The following is a 16166-nucleotide window of genomic DNA, read 5'->3' as shown; positions in this document are numbered from 1 at the left end:
TTGTTTTCTCTATTTTTTCAGGTCTTTATATCTTCTATTTTTACACTTCTTGTAAAATGTTAAATAAACAGAAGAAAGCAGCCCTCTCATGGCTGCTCAACCGTCTTGTTTTTTATATTATACCATAGCTTCTAAACAAAATCCTTCTTTTTGCTAAAAGGTTATTTTCTGTCCCGGCTCAAACTCTAAGTAGTGAAGCGGATCCGTACTTAACACGCGTACAATAGAATAATACCCATGTTCTTCTTCTGAAACCATTAATTCAACACCATTTATATTTACAACTTTTTGACTTTCACATTGCGAATAATCGGCTGGATACACGAGTTGCTCTGGCATAATTGTATATAAAATCATTGTAACATTGTCCCTTCTGCATGATCATCCGCGCGATTATCTATTAATTCGTTTAATTTTCGAATCGCATTTCCGATACCACCGACATCATCTATAAGACCATACTTCACTGCATCTCCACCAATTACATTCGTACCAATATCTCGCGTCAAATTTCCTTTCGCAAACATAAGCTCTTTAAAACGATCTTCCGTTACTTTCGAATGCTTCGTCACAAATCGAATGACTCTTTCTTGCATTTTATCTAAATACTCAAATGTTTGCGGCACCCCTATAACAAGACCTGTTAGACGAATCGGATGAATTGTCATCGTCGCAGTTTCCGCAATAAATGAATAGTCAGTAGAAACGGCAATTGGCACACCGATAGAATGCCCTCCACCTAAAACTAAAGATACTGTCGGTTTTGAAAGCGAAGCGACCATCTCAGAAATTGCTAGCCCAGCTTCAACGTCACCTCCAACTGTATTTAACACTAAAAGCAAACCTTCAATTTTCGGATTTTGTTCGATCGCAACAATTTGTGGAATAATATGCTCATATTTTGTTGTTTTATTTTGCGGCGGCAACTGAACATGACCTTCCACCTGTCCAACAATTGTTAAACAATGAATACGTGATTCATTCATTTGCGGTACATTCGTTTGTCCAAGCTGTTGAATTTTTTCCACTATTGAAGCTTCTTTGCCAGTTTCTTTCGGCTCAGCCTCTTTCTCTTCATTTGTATAACGATCACGTTCTGTCATATCGCATCCCCTTTCACTCGTATATAATTAGTATTTCTTAAGTTATAAATTTCATTCGATAGAGTGAAAAAAGAAAAAAGATCACCCGTAAAGGTGATCTTTTTTATACTTCCATAATAATCGGTAAAATCATAGGTTTTCTCTTCGTCTCTTCGTACAAGAACTGTCCTAATAATTCACGAATATTTTGTTTTAACATAGACCATTCAATTGAATATTCTTTAATTGATTGCTCAACAATCATACGTACAATCTCTGTAGAACGGTCAATTAACGCTTCTGATTCACGTACATATACAAATCCACGTGAAATGATTTCTGGACCAGAGATAATTTTCTTTTCATCTTTACCCAGTGTTACAACAACTACTAATATTCCATCTTGAGATAACATTTTTCTATCTCGAAGAACGATATTACCAACATCACCTACACCTAATCCATCAATTAACACGTTGCCAGCTTGCACTTTGCCAACTAAGTTCGCTTCATCGTCACCAAAACCAATTACATCGCCTTTTTCTACAATAAAGATATTTTCTCTTGCAATACCTACATCTTCAGCTAAGTATGCATGTGCTTTTTGCATACGGAACTCACCATGTACGGGTACAAAATATTTCGGTTTCATTAAATTTAACATTAATTTTAATTCTTCTTGGCTACCGTGACCTGAAACGTGAACTTTTCTTTCACCGTAATAAACAACTTCAGCTCCCGCTCTAAATAACAAATCAATAATTTTCGATACAGATATTTCATTACCTGGAATTGGAGATGCCGCGATAATAACCGTATCACCTTTACGAATTGAAATTTGTTTATGAGCTTGCTTTGCCATTCTAGAAAGGGCTGCCATCGGTTCACCTTGGCTACCTGTCGTTAAAATAGCTACCTTTTTCTCTGGGAAATTGTCTACTTCTTGTAGTGAAATAACCATACCTTCTGGAACATCTAAATAACCAAGACGTCTTGCGATATCTACCACTTTCACCATACTACGTCCTACAACCGCTACTTTTCGTCCTGTTTCAGCAGCTGCATCAAATACTTGTTGAATACGATGTACATTCGATGCAAATGAAGCAACGATAATACGTCCTTCTGCGCCGTAGAACACTTTAGAAATTTCTACACCAACTTCTTTTTCAGAACCTGTATAGCCTGGACGCTCAGCATTTGTACTATCAGATAATAAGCATAGAACGCCTTCATTTCCGATTTGAGCCATTTTCCCAAGGTCTGCTCCACTATTTCCAATTGGAGTTTGATCGAATTTAAAGTCTCCCGTATATACGATCGCACCTTTTGATGTATGGAAACAAACACCAACAGAATCTGGAATACTATGTGTCGTTCCAAAGAATGACACCGTTGTAGTATTAAACTCTACTGTTGAATTTGAATCGATTGTTTTTAAATCTACACGGCCTAACATACCCGCTTCGCCAAGTTTTTCTTGTATAAGTCCTACCGTTAATTTCGTTGCATACACTGGAATTGATAATTTACGAAGTACGTAAACAATGCCACCAATATGATCTTCATGACCGTGAGTAATAAATAAACCTTTTACTCGCTCTTGGTTTTCTACTAAATATGTAATATCAGGAATAACGATATCAATTCCAAACATTTCATCTCCCGGGAACATTAACCCTGCATCTACAATAAAGATTTCAGAATCAATTTCAACACAGTACATGTTTTTCCCGATTTCACCTACTCCACCAAGAGCAAATACTTTAACAGACTCATTCTCTTTTCTCTTCATGTTGTTGCCTGGTTTAAAAATCTTTCAAACACTGATTTCACTAAAATTGCAGAGACACCAGGGGAAACTCTACAACCACCATATATTCACCGTCCAAGACGAATGTCCTTACCGTTATGCGATATCATGTCCTTGTTTATTTTTTAAACCAGGTTTCACCTCTCTTTCATTATATAAATCAAATATCTTATTCGATATGATATGAAAATGTAATCAAATTATAATTTTTACCAATTTTGCTAAGCATACCCGTACTAAGCTACTTAGCCATATTATACCTGATACAAGAAATAGAACACAAGTTAAATCGTGCGAAAGAAAAAGGAAAAGAACGCATTCCCAACAAACTTATCAAACTGATGTCCTTTATATTTACTCCGATTTCGTACCCCATATCGTTTTGAAGAAATAGCTATAAATACTCTAAATTTATTTCATAATATAGATTTTAAAGACTTATTTTTCTAGAATTGAACAAAAACACTTATAAAATGGAGTTTTTTTATGAATTACGTCATATTTGAAGTAATTACTCTCAAAAATAGAATTGGTACTTTATTACGTTTATATAAGCGTTCATTCTATAAATAACTATGACTTTTTAATTCCTTTAAAGGGTTAAGATTATTTTCTTTTACACGTTGCAATATATAATGAAAAACCAGTTAATGATCTTATAAAAACATATATAGGTAAGATAAGAAAAGAGAGGGAAAGACTTTCATACAAATAAAAAATGACCTAGTTCTACACTAGGTCATTTTTTATTAACGAGGGATAGATTGCATAACAGATTGTAACGTTACTCTTTCTTCTTCTGTTAACGGAAGAAGTGGTAAACGTACAGAACCTACATCTAATCCAACCATTTGTAACGCTGTTTTTACTGGTGTTGGGCTTGGCGCCATAAATAATGAATCCGTTACTCTTACAAGTAATTGATGTAATTTTTGCGCCTTCTTAAATTCACCTGCTTGGAACGCTGCAATCATTTCTTGCATTTCATTTCCGATAACATGAGATGCTACAGAAACGATACCTTTCGCTCCAACTGCCATAGCTGGTAGCGTTAAACCGTCATCACCGCTGTATACTGCAAAGTCGTCCGCTGTTTTTTCAATGATTTCTGTCATTGTTAACACATCGCCGCCTGCATCTTTAATCGCAACAATGTTTTCTATTTCTGATAAACGAACAACTGTATCAACGGAGATTTGTACAATAGATCGTCCTGGAACATTATATAGCATAACCGGAAGCGGCGTGCTTTCAGCAATTGCTTTAAAGTGCTGATACATTCCTTCTTGACTCGGTTTGTTATAATACGGTGCTACTAGCATTACTGCATCAACACCAACCTCTGTTGCCTTTTTAGTTAAGTCAATAGAAGCATGCGTATTATTACTACCTGTTCCAGCGATTACGGGCACCCTTTTATCGACAACAGATACGACATGGCGATATAACGCTACTTTTTCTTCTGAAGTTAATGTAGGAGATTCTCCTGTCGTTCCTCCTACCACGATTGCTGTTGTACCGTTATCAATTAAATAATTTACCAATTTCGTTGTCTTTGCAAAATCGATATTGCCGTTTATATCAAACGGTGTTACCATCGCGGTTGCAATTGTCCCAAAATCTATCATGGTCTCACTCCTTATTGTTCCAGTTGCTTTTCTTTTGAAAGCTCAAACGCACTATGTAATGCATTTACAGCCTCCACTAAATCAGTTTCTTTTACAAGAACCCAAATAGTTGTATGACTATCTGCTGATTGCAGAATTTGAATACCTTTTTCAGCTAAAGCTGTAACGATTTTCGCAGTAACCCCTGGGTATCCTGCCATTCCAGCTCCTACAATAGATACTTTCGCACAATGCTCTGTCACAATTGGCTCATATCCAAGGTTTTGTAATAGTTCAACTGCACGATTTGATACATTATCACTCACCGTATAAGCTACCCCAGTAGGTGAAATGTTAATTAAATCAACACTGATTCCTTCATTCGCCATTTCTTTAAACACATGCTGCTGCAAATCATATGCTGTTTCTTTTGCAAGTACTTTAATTTGCGTCACATTTGATACATGTGCAATACCTGTAACAGGACGTTCTTCTACATCACGGCCTTTTGTAGCGCCGTCAGATGCTGAAATAAGCGTACCTTCACTATCAGAGTACGTAGAACGTACACGAAGCGGTACTTTTGCATGCATCGCAATTTCAACTGCACGTGGATGAACGACTTTTGCACCTTGGTATGCCATGTTACAAATTTCGTTATACGTTACAGTTTGAAGATGACGTGCATCTTTTACAATGCGAGGATCCGCAGTCATCACACCTTCTACATCTGTGAAGATATCGATATATTCAGCATGAAGCGCAACACCTAAAGCTGAAGCTGAAGTATCACTACCTCCGCGTCCAAGTGTTGTCGTATCACCTTTTTTCGTTTGTCCTTGGAATCCTGTCACAACGATTACATCTACATTTTCTAGCTCTTCGTGTATACGATCACAATTCATTTCAATAATCTTAGCATTTGTAAAATCATCATTTGTTACAAAACCAGCTTGTGCACCATTTAATGCCGCCGATTTTATACCGTTCTCATTTAACATGTTAGAGAAAACGATTGCTGAGATTAATTCTCCGCATGATAATAATAAATCTTGCTCACGATTAGAAATGTGAGATTCCTCTTGATTTACAAGACTTAACAACGTATCAGTTGCATATGGTTCACCTTTACGACCCATAGCAGATACGACAGTCACTACTTTATAACCCGCATCTAGCGATTTTTTTATATGATGAAGCGCATGCTTACGTCCATTTTCATCACGTACAGATGTGCCACCAAATTTTTGAACAATAATTTTCATATTTTGCACCTTCTCTTAGCCGTTTACACTAATTGTAATTTTACTAAGCGCTCTGCAATTTGAACAGAATTCCATGCAGCGCCTTTTAATAAGTTATCAGATACGACCCAAAGATGGAATCCTTTATCGTTATTTAAATCTTTACGGATTCTTCCAACGAATACTTCGTTTTTACCTACTGCAGTAGCTGGCATTGGATATAATTGCTCTTCTGGGTTATCTTGCAGAACGATACCTTCTGCATTTGCAAGTAAGTTCTTTAATTCCTCTACTGTTACACCCTCTTTTTCTACTTCAATGTAAACAGACTCAGAGTGACCTGATACAACTGGTAAACGTACACATGTTGCCGCTACTTCTAGCTCTGGCATATGCATAATTTTTTTCGTTTCATTAATCATTTTCATTTCTTCAAATGTAAATCCATTATCTTGGAACTTATCAATCTGTGGAATCGCGTTGAAAGCAATCGGGAAATGTTTCTTATCACCTGATACAGGTAAAACATTCGCCTTTACTTCTTCACCATTTAAGATTGCTTGTGATTGTTCATGAAGTTCTTCAATCGCTGCCGCACCAGCACCTGATACAGCTTGATATGTGGAAACGATTACTCGTTTTAAACCATATTGCTGACGAACTGGCTCAAGAGCTACTACCATTTGAATTGTAGAACAGTTTGGATTTGCAATAATACCGTTATGTTCTTTTAAGTCGTTTTCATTTACTTCAGGTACAACAAGTGGCACGTTTTCTGTCATACGGAATGCACTTGTATTATCAACAACAATCGCACCGCGCTTTGCTGCTTCTGGCGCTAATTGTTTTGATACAGATCCACCAGCACTAAATAGTGCGATATCTACTCCTTCAAAACTTTCAGGAGTTGCCTCTTGAACTGTAAATTCTTCGCCTTTAAATACAAGTTTCTTACCTGCAGATCGTTTAGATGAAAGTAACGTTAACTTCCCGATTGGAAATTCTCGTTTCTCTAAAGTATTTAACATTTGTTCACCAACTGCGCCGGTTGCTCCAACTACAGCGACATGAAAAGTTTTTTGCTTTTCCATCACTATGCCCCTTTCTAGATACCAATCCTTCTATAACTTAGAATGAGAAGGAGTATAGAATACCCCTTCTAATCTTAATAACGTTAATTTTATCATATTCTACAGTAAGAATGATGGTTTCATCGAAAATTGTCCGTTTTTTTTCGTTTTTTAATTCATATATCTGAATTTTTCTACGACAACCGGTTGCAATTGCTTCCCTTGCAGTGCTTCTAATACTGTATCTTCAAGCAGCTCCATGCGTGCTACCATTGAGTTCGGTTTTTTCTCTGGTGCGTCTTGACCGAATGGGACGAAGTAGATGTTTTTTGTGGCCATTAGGCGCATGAGATTTACTCCATTAAGCCCTAAAGCATCATTCGTCGAAACAGCCAATACGACGGGCTTACCATTTCTTAGCGTCGCTTTTGCTGCCATTAGTACTGGAGAGTCTGTCATTGCATTCGCAAATTTACTCATAGAGTTTCCTGTTAAAGGAGCAATTACCATACAATCTAATGGGATTTTAGGTCCAAGTGGTTCTGCGCCAACGATTGAATTAATCGCTTTAAAACCTGTTACTTCTTCAATCTTTTTAATCCATTCTGCCCCTTCGCCAAATCTCGTATTTGTTGATTGAACAGTGTAAGAAACAACTGGACGCACTTCAGCTCCCTCAGCAATTAACTTTTCTAAATGAGGCATTACTTCTTCGTACGTACAATGTGAACCCGTAAAACCAAACCCTATTCTTTTCCCTTTTAAATTCATTCCCCATTCTCCTTTCTTGCGATTACATCTTCTGCTAATAACTGAGAAAGAACGTTCGCTAAAATTTGTCCTGCTGTTTTTGGAGCAACAATACCTGGTAATCCAGGTGCTAACAGCGCTTTGACTCCTCTTTTTTCTGCATATCTAAAGTCGGTACCGCCTGGTTTAGAAGCTAAATCAATTACTAACGTATGAGCCGGCATTTTTGAAATGACATTTGCTGTCACAACGAGATGCGGAATTGTATTAATGACAATATCGATATCCCCTACTTCTTTCTCAATGTTCTGCATATGAAAAGGAGAAAACATCATTTCTGTAATACGTGCAATATGTTCCGATCGTCTTGCTCCAACTTTGACATGGGCTCCTAATGATTGAAATGCTCTGGCAACGCTCATCCCTGTTCTACCAAATCCTAAAACCATTACATTAGAACCATGAATTGTATAGTCGGTATGTTGAATTACCATCATTAATGTACCTTCTACAGTTGGTATAGAATTGTAGATTGCCACATCATCACGATCAAATAATTTAATTAGTTTACGGTTTGTAGTAGATACGAGATTTTCCAAGTAAGGCGTACCAATACCTGAATATATAGTAAAATGTTCTGGTGTATTTTCAATTTGTTCTTTCGTTATAGAAACTTTTTCATTTGAAAAAATAGTATCTACTTCTCCCTTGGCATTTGTACCTGCAACTGGCAAAATAATTGCATCTAAAGAAGTGAAATCTAAATTTTGTATACTTTCTTTTGCTGCCCCTGTGAAGCCATGGTCTAACTGATCAAACCCTATCAATGAAAGTTTCGCATCCAATTCAACGAGCTTGCGAATTACTTCTAGCTGTCTTGCATCTCCTCCTATGACAGCAATATGCATCTCAGTCAACATTCCCTAATTCACCTTCTTTTTCTGTCATTTATAAGAAAAGTGCCTACTTTTTCTTTTTCCTCCACATCATATGTAATGTACGAGTTTTAGGTGATTGAAAAACAAAAAGCACCTATCATGTATCCCGCTATTTGTATGTAGGAAGGTCCTACCTCAAAATTCGGCATAGGAAAAGATATTCTGTTGGATTTTGCTCTGAGTAAAATGAACAAAAAAAGATGACCAAAATGGCCATCTTTCACTTCGAATTTGAACGATCTGTAATATCACAAAGAATCATATCATGCCCCACTTTTTTAATTTGCCTCCATGCTACTCTTATTTCTTGTGGTTCCTTTTTGAAACCTCCCCATTTCCCAGCAGGTATAATAAGAGCCTGTATTTGTCCATCCTTTTCATCAACCTCTAAATCCACATAACCTAAAACCCCCATTTTTTCTGCTCTTTCTAAATTAACAATTTCTTTCCCACTTAGTTCACTTAATCGCATACTCTCTCCCCCTATCCAAATTATTCATTTAAGTTATCCATAATTAGTACCTATTCTATATACCCACAAAAAATAACCGTATCTCATTTAAAAGAGATACGGTTATTTTTAAATCATATATAGTAATTACAGTTTTATTCCTTTTGGAAGTTTTCCATCTGGACTAATTAATGCTGCAGAAAATTCATCTGTAAACATGTTACGAATTAACTCATCTACATTTTCTTTTGTTACAGTGTTTACACTTTCAATAATCTCATCAAGTGAACGGTGCTTACGAAGTAGCAATTCATTTTTACCATTACGGCTCATACGACTATTCGTACTTTCTAAACTTAACATTAAGTTTCCTTTTAATTGCTCTTTACTATTCATAAGCTCTTTTTCTGTAATACCTGTATTTTTCAATGTTTCTAATGTTTCTTGCATTGTTTCATACAGTGTATCCAATTGTTGGCTACCTGTTCCACCATACAGCGTTAACATACCTGTATCTTCATAAGAAGAATGGTAAGAGAATACTGAGTAAGCTAACCCGCGTTGCTCACGTACTTCTTGGAATAAACGGCTACTCATACTACCGCCTAAAACGTTATTTAATACAATTAAGTTATAAATATCTTCGTGTCCCATTTGTAAGCCTTTATATCCTAAACATAAATGAGCTTGTTCTGTTTCCTTTTTACGTGCTACCTTATTAAAATGGAAAATTGGGCTATGTACTTGTTCACGGTTTGTCGTTCCTTCATAACTACCGAAATATTGCTCTACTGTTTGTAAAAAGGCTTCATCAATATTTCCTGCAATTGATACAACTACATTTTCAGGTGTGTAATGATCCTTAATATATTGACGTAGCGTATCACCTGTAAACGTATTAAGCGTTTCTTCTGTTCCTAAAATAGGATATCCAAGCGGATGCGTTTCATATGTTGCTTTCGTTAACATATCATGCACAATATCATCTGGAGCATCTTCGTACATTTTAATTTCTTCACATACGACATTCTTCTCTTTTTTCAGTTCTTCTTCATCAAATGTTGAATTAAAGAACATATCTGCTAATACATCTAAAGCATATTTAGCATGCTCATCTAGCACTTTTGCATAGTAACAAGTGTATTCTTTTGAAGTAAAAGCATTCACTTGCCCACCAATGCTATCAAATGATTCTGCAATTTCACGTGCACTACGTGTTTCTGTTCCTTTAAAGAACATATGCTCTAAAAAGTGAGAAATCCCGTTATTTTTTTCATTTTCATTTCTTGTTCCTGCATGGATCCAAATACCAATCGCAACCGATCTTACAGTTGGTATATTCTCCATAACTATTCTTACACCATTTTTACAAGTATATTTTTTAATCAAAAACTTTCCTCCTACTGCCAGTTTCTCTAAATAAGTGCTATTATTTAATGATAACAAGTTTAAGGATGAATGTCATGCAAATGTATTCAATCTACACGTTTTTCATCCAGTAATTCTGTTATATTCCCTACTTTATATCCTTGTTCCTTCAATTTTGTAATCATTGTATCTAATGCTTCTGTTGTGGACGAAGTAGGATGCATTAATACGATAGCACCTGGATGTATTTTTCTCATTACTCTCTGCAATAGTACACCTGGCTCAGGTCGCTTCCAATCAATTGTATCAACAGTCCACATAATCGTTCCCATTTGAAAATCATCTGCAATTTTCACGACTTCATCCCGAAAACTTCCACTCGGCGGTGCAAACCATCTTACCTTTTGATTCGTAGCTGCTTCGATCATTCGATTTGTTTTTTGTAACTGATCTCTTATTTCATCAGACGATAACGTTTTCATATTAGGGTGTGTGTAAGAATGATTTCCAACTTCTTGATTTGCATCGACAATCATTTTTGCAAATCGTAAATTTTCTTTCACCCAACGTCCTTCTAAAAAGAAAGTCGCCTTCACATCATGCTTTTTCAATATTTCTAATATACGAGGCAAATACTCATTTCCCCATGCCACATTTATTGTTAACCCGACCATCTTTTTATCCGGATGACCTCTATAAATTGGTGCTGGTGATAAATCTTCTAAGTGGACACTCGGTGATACTTCCTTGAATTCAAGATGTTTTTGATCAAACTGCTTTAATTTCTTCATATTGTTATAGGATGCTTCCATATCAACTTGTCTTCCATTATATCCTGGTGTTGCTTTCCATATCTTATCAACCATCGCATTTTGCGGTGCAATCTCATATTGTTTTGCATGCTTTTGAATTTCTTCATATAAGTGATCCTGTGCAAAAACAGAATAAGAACCTGCACTGACATATAAAAAGAATATACATATGTATGCCAATATACGAGTTTTCATATAAACCCTCCCATTAACTATATAAAAAACCATTTTTCTTCTTATCTTTGTTAATTTGAGCGTTATAATGAAAACTATACCTATACTGACATAAAAATATATGCAAATCATATTTTTACATAACAAAAAAAGCCAGTTAAACTGGCTTTTACTTATTGCTGCTCTTGTTTGTTTTCTTCTTTAGCAGCTTCTTTTTCTTGCTCTTCTTTTAGCAATACTTTTCTAGATAAATTCACGCGACCTTGCTTGTCAATCTCGATAACTTTAACTGTAATTACATCACCGATTTTCACAACGTCTTCTACTTTACCTACACGCTCAAGTGCAAGTTCAGAAATGTGAACTAATCCATCTTTACCGCTGAATAATTCAACGAAAGCACCGAATTTCTCAACACGTTTCACTTTTCCTTCGTAGATTTCACCTACTTGTACTTCGCGAACGATATCCTCGATAATTTTCTTAGCTTTATCGTTCATTTCTTGATTTATTGAAGAAATGAATACTGTACCATCTTGCTCGATGTCAATTTTAACGCCCGTTTCTTCAATAATTTTATTGATTTGTTTACCGCTTGGTCCGATAACGTCACGGATTTTATCCGGGTTAATTGTCATTGTAATAATCTTTGGAGCGTACGCTGATAATTCAGTGCGTGGCTCTGCAATTACAGATAACATATGATCTAGAATGTGCATACGACCAACTTTCGCTTGTTGTAATGCCTCTTCTAAAATTTCACGAGATAGACCATCGATTTTAATGTCCATTTGTAGTGCAGTTACACCGTGTGCTGTACCTGCTACTTTAAAGTCCATATCACCTAAATGATCTTCCATACCTTGAATATCAGTTAAAATTGTGTAATGCTCACCTGATTTAACTAGGCCCATTGCAATACCTGCAACTGGAGCTTTAAGTGGAACACCAGCATCCATCATTGCTAAAGTACTACCACAAATACTCGCTTGTGAAGTAGAACCATTTGATTCTAATACTTCAGATACAAGACGTACTGTGTATGGGAAATCTTTTTCAGACGGAATTACAGGCTCAAGAGCACGTTCTCCTAGTGCACCGTGACCGATTTCACGACGACCTGGTCCACGCATTGGTCTTGTTTCACCAACACTAAATGATGGGAAATTGTAATGGTGCATAAAGCGTTTTGATTCTTCTACACCAAGACCGTCTAAAATTTGCACATCGCCTAATGCACCTAATGTACAAATACTTAATGCTTGTGTTTGTCCACGTGTGAATAAACCAGAACCGTGTGTACGAGATAAAATGCCAACCTCTGATGCTAATGGACGAATTTCGTCACCTTTACGGCCATCTGGGCGGATTTTCTCAACTGTAATAAGACGACGTACTTCTTCTTTTACAATTTTATATAAAATCTCATTTACTTGTCCTAATGTATCAGCATCAGCTTCTTGCGCTTCGTAATGCTCAATTACACGCTTTTTCACTTCGTTAATTGCATCTTCACGTGCATGTTTCTCATGTACTTGAATTGCAGAATGCATATCCTTCTCAGCCATTTCACGTACAGCTTGGTTAAGATCAGCGTCAACTTCATAAAGTTTCACTTCTGATTTCTCTTTACCTACAGCTTGTACAATCTCTTCTTGGAATGCAATTAGACGTTTAATTTCGTCATGACCAAACATAATTGCTTCTAACATTGTTTCCTCAGGCACTTGATCTGCTCCTGCTTCAACCATGTTAATTGCATCTTTCGTACCAGCTACAACAAGGTGAATATCACTTTGTTCTTGCTGTTCTACTGTTGGGTTGATAACGAATTCGCCGTTAATACGACCAACTGTTGCACCCGCGATCGGACCTTCAAATGGAATGTCTGAAATCGATAACGCTAATGAAGAACCAAGCATAGCTGCCATTTCAGAAGAACAATCTTGATCAACACTCATTACGATGCTGACAACTTGTACTTCGTTACGGAAACCATCTGCGAAAAGTGGACGAATTGGACGGTCGATTAAACGACTTGCCAAAATTGCTTTTTCACTTGGACGACCTTCACGTTTAATGAAACCGCCAGGAATTTTTCCGACTGCATATAAACGCTCTTCATAGTTTACTGTAAGTGGGAAGAAATCTACATTTTTTGCTTCTTTTGATGCAGTTGCTGTAGATAGAACCGCTGTATCGCCATATCTTACTAATACTGCTCCGTTCGCTTGCTTTGCAAGCTGACCTGTTTCAACTGTTAGCTGGCGACCAGCTAAATCTATCGAGAAGACTTGCTTTTCTTGACTCATTTAAGTACCCCTCTCAATTTAAAGTATTCAATTCTTCTATGTAAATGGATAGTATATCACAATATTCTACCTCTAGTATTACCGAAAATGAAGTAAGCTATAAAGAGTAGAAGATATATTTTTACCTAACAAAAAAGCGGGAATATTCCCGCTTCTTTGACTATCGACGTAAGCCAAGCTTTGTGATTAATTCACGGTAACGTGTGATATCGCTATTACGAAGGTAAGTTAGTAAGTTACGACGTTTACCAACCATCTTTAATAGACCACGACGTGAATGATGATCTTTCTTGTGAGTACGTAAGTGCTCGTTTAGAGTGTTAATTTGCTCCGTTAGGACAGCAATTTGAACCTCTGGAGAACCAGTATCAGTCTCATGAGTTCTAAATTGTGCAATGATTTCATTTTTACGCTCTTGTGTTAAAGCCATCCTATTTCACCTCCTATTAATTAAACCCCCGATTACCTAGCAAGCGTCGGTGAGTCGCAATGCCAAGCAATGGTTGTCATAAAGTACATAACATAGAATACTACTTTTCATTTGAAAAAGCAAGTATATTATTTTCGTTCGCAAAATATTCTTGTGCTGTTTTCTTATCTTTTGCGATTTGTTCAACTAACTCATCGATGCCATTGAATTTCTTCTCTTCTCTTATACGCATATGCCACTCTACTGTAACATTTTGATCATATATGTCTTTGTTAAATTCAAATAAGTGCACTTCAATAGATAGTTGGCGCTCATCTTCTTTAAAGGTTGGTTTATATCCAATATTACATACACCGTCGTACCATTCATCGTGAACTTTTAATCTCACTGCATAAACACCTACAGGTGGTAATAGATACTCATCACTTAAACCTACATTAGCTGTTGGGAAACCAATTTGACGTCCACGTTTATCACCGTGTACAACCGTTCCTCCTACTGTATATGCTCTACCTAAAATAGATGGAATTTGCTCCATTTCGCCATTTCGAATTAACTTTCGTAATGCCGTAGAACTTACTTTCTCTTCTTGAAATTCAACTTTTTCAATCACAGTCTGTGTAAACTCCCCTCTTGCATGAAATGGTAAAGTCTCCATCTTTCCTTTTCCTAAACGTCCATATGAATAATCAAACCCTGCTACTACATGCTTTACATTTAAACCAATAATATAATCATCTACAAATTGCTGCGGCAATAAGCCTGCAAATGATTCGTCAAATTTAACAACATATAATATATCGATTCCTAAACTCTCGACTATTTTTTCTTTATCACACATTGGTGTAATATACTCGGCATGCGCTTCTTTTTTACCTAAAACAACAGATGGATGCGGATAAAATGTCATAACTGCACTTTTATATCCCTTTTCATCCGCTATTTGTTTCGCAGTTCGAATCACACATTGATGTCCTAAATGAATGCCATCAAAAAATCCTAATGCCATTACAGTAGGTGGTAATTCTAATTTATTTTGTTCATGTGGATGAGTTAAATGAATAAGTTTCACGCTTGAATTCACCTTTTTCTGTAATAATCCTTCCAATAATTCATTATAGCTTTAGTTCTTGATTATTCACAAGTACTTTCATCGGCTTTAGCATACCTGGGTGCTTTGGATGGTGCTCATAAATTGCAAGGCAGCGATCGTTTTTATCAAACACTGTTATAAACGGCGCCGTTATTTGCAATTCATTTTTTAAGAACATACCATTCTTTATTTTTTCTGCTTGCTTTTCATCTACAACCATTTTTGGGAATTTACTTAATGCTTCATCAATTGAAATGAAGATAGACTCTACTGTTCCATTTTGCACGTTTTCCTCAATTTCTTCAAATGATATGCAATCCTCTAATAAAAATTCACCAGAAGCCGTTCTTACAAGGTGAGACATATGTGATGGAAAACCAAGTTTTTCCCCAATCATTACGGCTAACGTTCTTACATATGTTCCTTTACTACACGTTACACGGAAACGGAATGAAATAGTTTCTCCCTCAAACACTTCACGGTCATCTAGTAATACAAATTCATGAATTGTAATTGTACGAACTGGACGTTCAACTTCTTGTCCTGCTCTTGCATATTCATATAATTTTTTCCCGTTAACTTTTACAGCCGAAAACATCGGAGGCATTTGTTCAATCGTACCTGTTAATGCAGCAAGAGCCTCTTCTACTTCCTTACGAGTAATAACACGATCTACATGTTTCGTTTCCACAACTTCACCAGAAGCATCTTCAGTTGTTGTTGAAAATCCAAGTGTTACTTCACCTTCATATGTTTTCGTCTCACTTGTTAAAAATTGTGCAATCTTCGTTGCTCTCCCAACACAAATAGGCAATACTCCTGTTACATCTGGATCTAATGTTCCTGTATGACCAATTCGTTTTTCACGCAATATCTTTCTTAATTTAAATACACAATCGTGTGATGTCATGCCTTTTGGCTTATGTAATAATACTACACCTTCCATATATGTTCACCTCATCGTAATTCTTTCATAATCATTACCTAAAACTTATTTTACATTGAAAAAATGGATAGACAAA

General features: G+C 36.3%; 15 protein-coding genes. All 15 read right to left on the bottom strand.

Features of this window, described 5'->3' with window-relative positions; all coding sequences use genetic code 11:
- Positions 1–153 precede the first annotated feature (153 nt).
- The 15 genes from RCJ96_RS05575 to truB all read right to left on the bottom strand — a co-directional run bounded on the left by RCJ96_RS05575 (position 154) and on the right by truB (position 16090).
- On the bottom strand, positions 154–357 hold the full coding sequence (locus RCJ96_RS05575; RefSeq protein ID WP_000605027.1) for a YlzJ-like family protein: 204 nt from the start codon (positions 355–357) through the stop codon (positions 154–156).
- Entirely contained in the window at positions 354–1103 is a 750-nt protein-coding gene (gene tepA / locus RCJ96_RS05570) for a translocation-enhancing protein TepA (RefSeq protein ID WP_000139815.1), read from the bottom strand. The genes RCJ96_RS05575 and tepA overlap by 4 nt, the downstream gene beginning before the upstream one ends.
- 103 nt (positions 1104–1206) lie before the next feature.
- A complete protein-coding gene (locus tag RCJ96_RS05565; protein WP_000823085.1) occupies positions 1207–2877 on the bottom strand; it encodes a ribonuclease J in 1671 nt (556 codons plus the stop codon).
- Positions 2878–3644: 767 nt separating this feature from the next.
- Positions 3645–4523, bottom strand: coding sequence for a 4-hydroxy-tetrahydrodipicolinate synthase (gene dapA / locus RCJ96_RS05560; RefSeq protein WP_000564761.1), 879 nt, complete (start codon positions 4521–4523; stop codon positions 3645–3647).
- Between the two features lie 11 nt (positions 4524–4534).
- Positions 4535–5767 carry an aspartate kinase gene (gene dapG, locus RCJ96_RS05555; protein WP_416503900.1) on the bottom strand — a complete coding sequence of 411 codons (1233 nt, stop codon included), beginning with the start codon at positions 5765–5767 and terminating at the stop codon, positions 4535–4537.
- Between the two features lie 23 nt (positions 5768–5790).
- Positions 5791–6837, bottom strand: a complete 1047-nt coding sequence (gene asd / locus RCJ96_RS05550; protein ID WP_000414848.1) for an aspartate-semialdehyde dehydrogenase — start codon at positions 6835–6837, stop codon at positions 5791–5793.
- A gap of 150 nt (positions 6838–6987) precedes the next feature.
- The gene (gene dpaB, locus RCJ96_RS05545; protein ID WP_001049480.1) at positions 6988–7587 is read right to left on the bottom strand and encodes a dipicolinate synthase subunit B; all 600 of its coding nucleotides are present in this window, start codon (positions 7585–7587) and stop codon (positions 6988–6990) included.
- A complete protein-coding gene (gene dpaA, locus RCJ96_RS05540; protein WP_000954725.1) occupies positions 7584–8486 on the bottom strand; it encodes a dipicolinic acid synthetase subunit A in 903 nt (300 codons plus the stop codon). Before dpaA ends, dpaB begins: the two co-directional genes overlap by 4 nt.
- A gap of 238 nt (positions 8487–8724) precedes the next feature.
- Positions 8725–8976, bottom strand: coding sequence for a YlmC/YmxH family sporulation protein (locus tag RCJ96_RS05535; protein ID WP_001239753.1), 252 nt, complete (start codon positions 8974–8976; stop codon positions 8725–8727).
- Between the two features lie 126 nt (positions 8977–9102).
- Entirely contained in the window at positions 9103–10344 is a 1242-nt protein-coding gene (locus RCJ96_RS05530; protein ID WP_416503901.1) for a M16 family metallopeptidase, read from the bottom strand.
- An 86-nt stretch (positions 10345–10430) separates the two neighbouring features.
- The gene (locus tag RCJ96_RS05525; protein ID WP_242304500.1) at positions 10431–11330 is read right to left on the bottom strand and encodes a polysaccharide deacetylase family protein; all 900 of its coding nucleotides are present in this window, start codon (positions 11328–11330) and stop codon (positions 10431–10433) included.
- Between the two features lie 152 nt (positions 11331–11482).
- Positions 11483–13621, bottom strand: coding sequence for a polyribonucleotide nucleotidyltransferase (gene pnp, locus RCJ96_RS05520; RefSeq protein ID WP_000076746.1), 2139 nt, complete (start codon positions 13619–13621; stop codon positions 11483–11485).
- Between the two features lie 160 nt (positions 13622–13781).
- A complete protein-coding gene (gene rpsO / locus RCJ96_RS05515; protein ID WP_001229392.1) occupies positions 13782–14051 on the bottom strand; it encodes a 30S ribosomal protein S15 in 270 nt (89 codons plus the stop codon).
- 100 nt (positions 14052–14151) lie between these two features.
- A complete protein-coding gene (gene ribF, locus RCJ96_RS05510) occupies positions 14152–15123 on the bottom strand; it encodes a bifunctional riboflavin kinase/FAD synthetase (protein WP_000766710.1) in 972 nt (323 codons plus the stop codon).
- 43 nt (positions 15124–15166) lie between these two features.
- Complete coding sequence (gene truB, locus RCJ96_RS05505; RefSeq protein ID WP_074606242.1) at positions 15167–16090, bottom strand: tRNA pseudouridine(55) synthase TruB; 924 nt, start codon at positions 16088–16090, stop codon at positions 15167–15169.
- Positions 16091–16166: the final 76 nt, after the last annotated feature.

Source organism: Bacillus sp. BSL6 (genome assembly GCF_052928345.1).
This window is presented reverse-complemented; position numbering and strand designations above follow the sequence as displayed.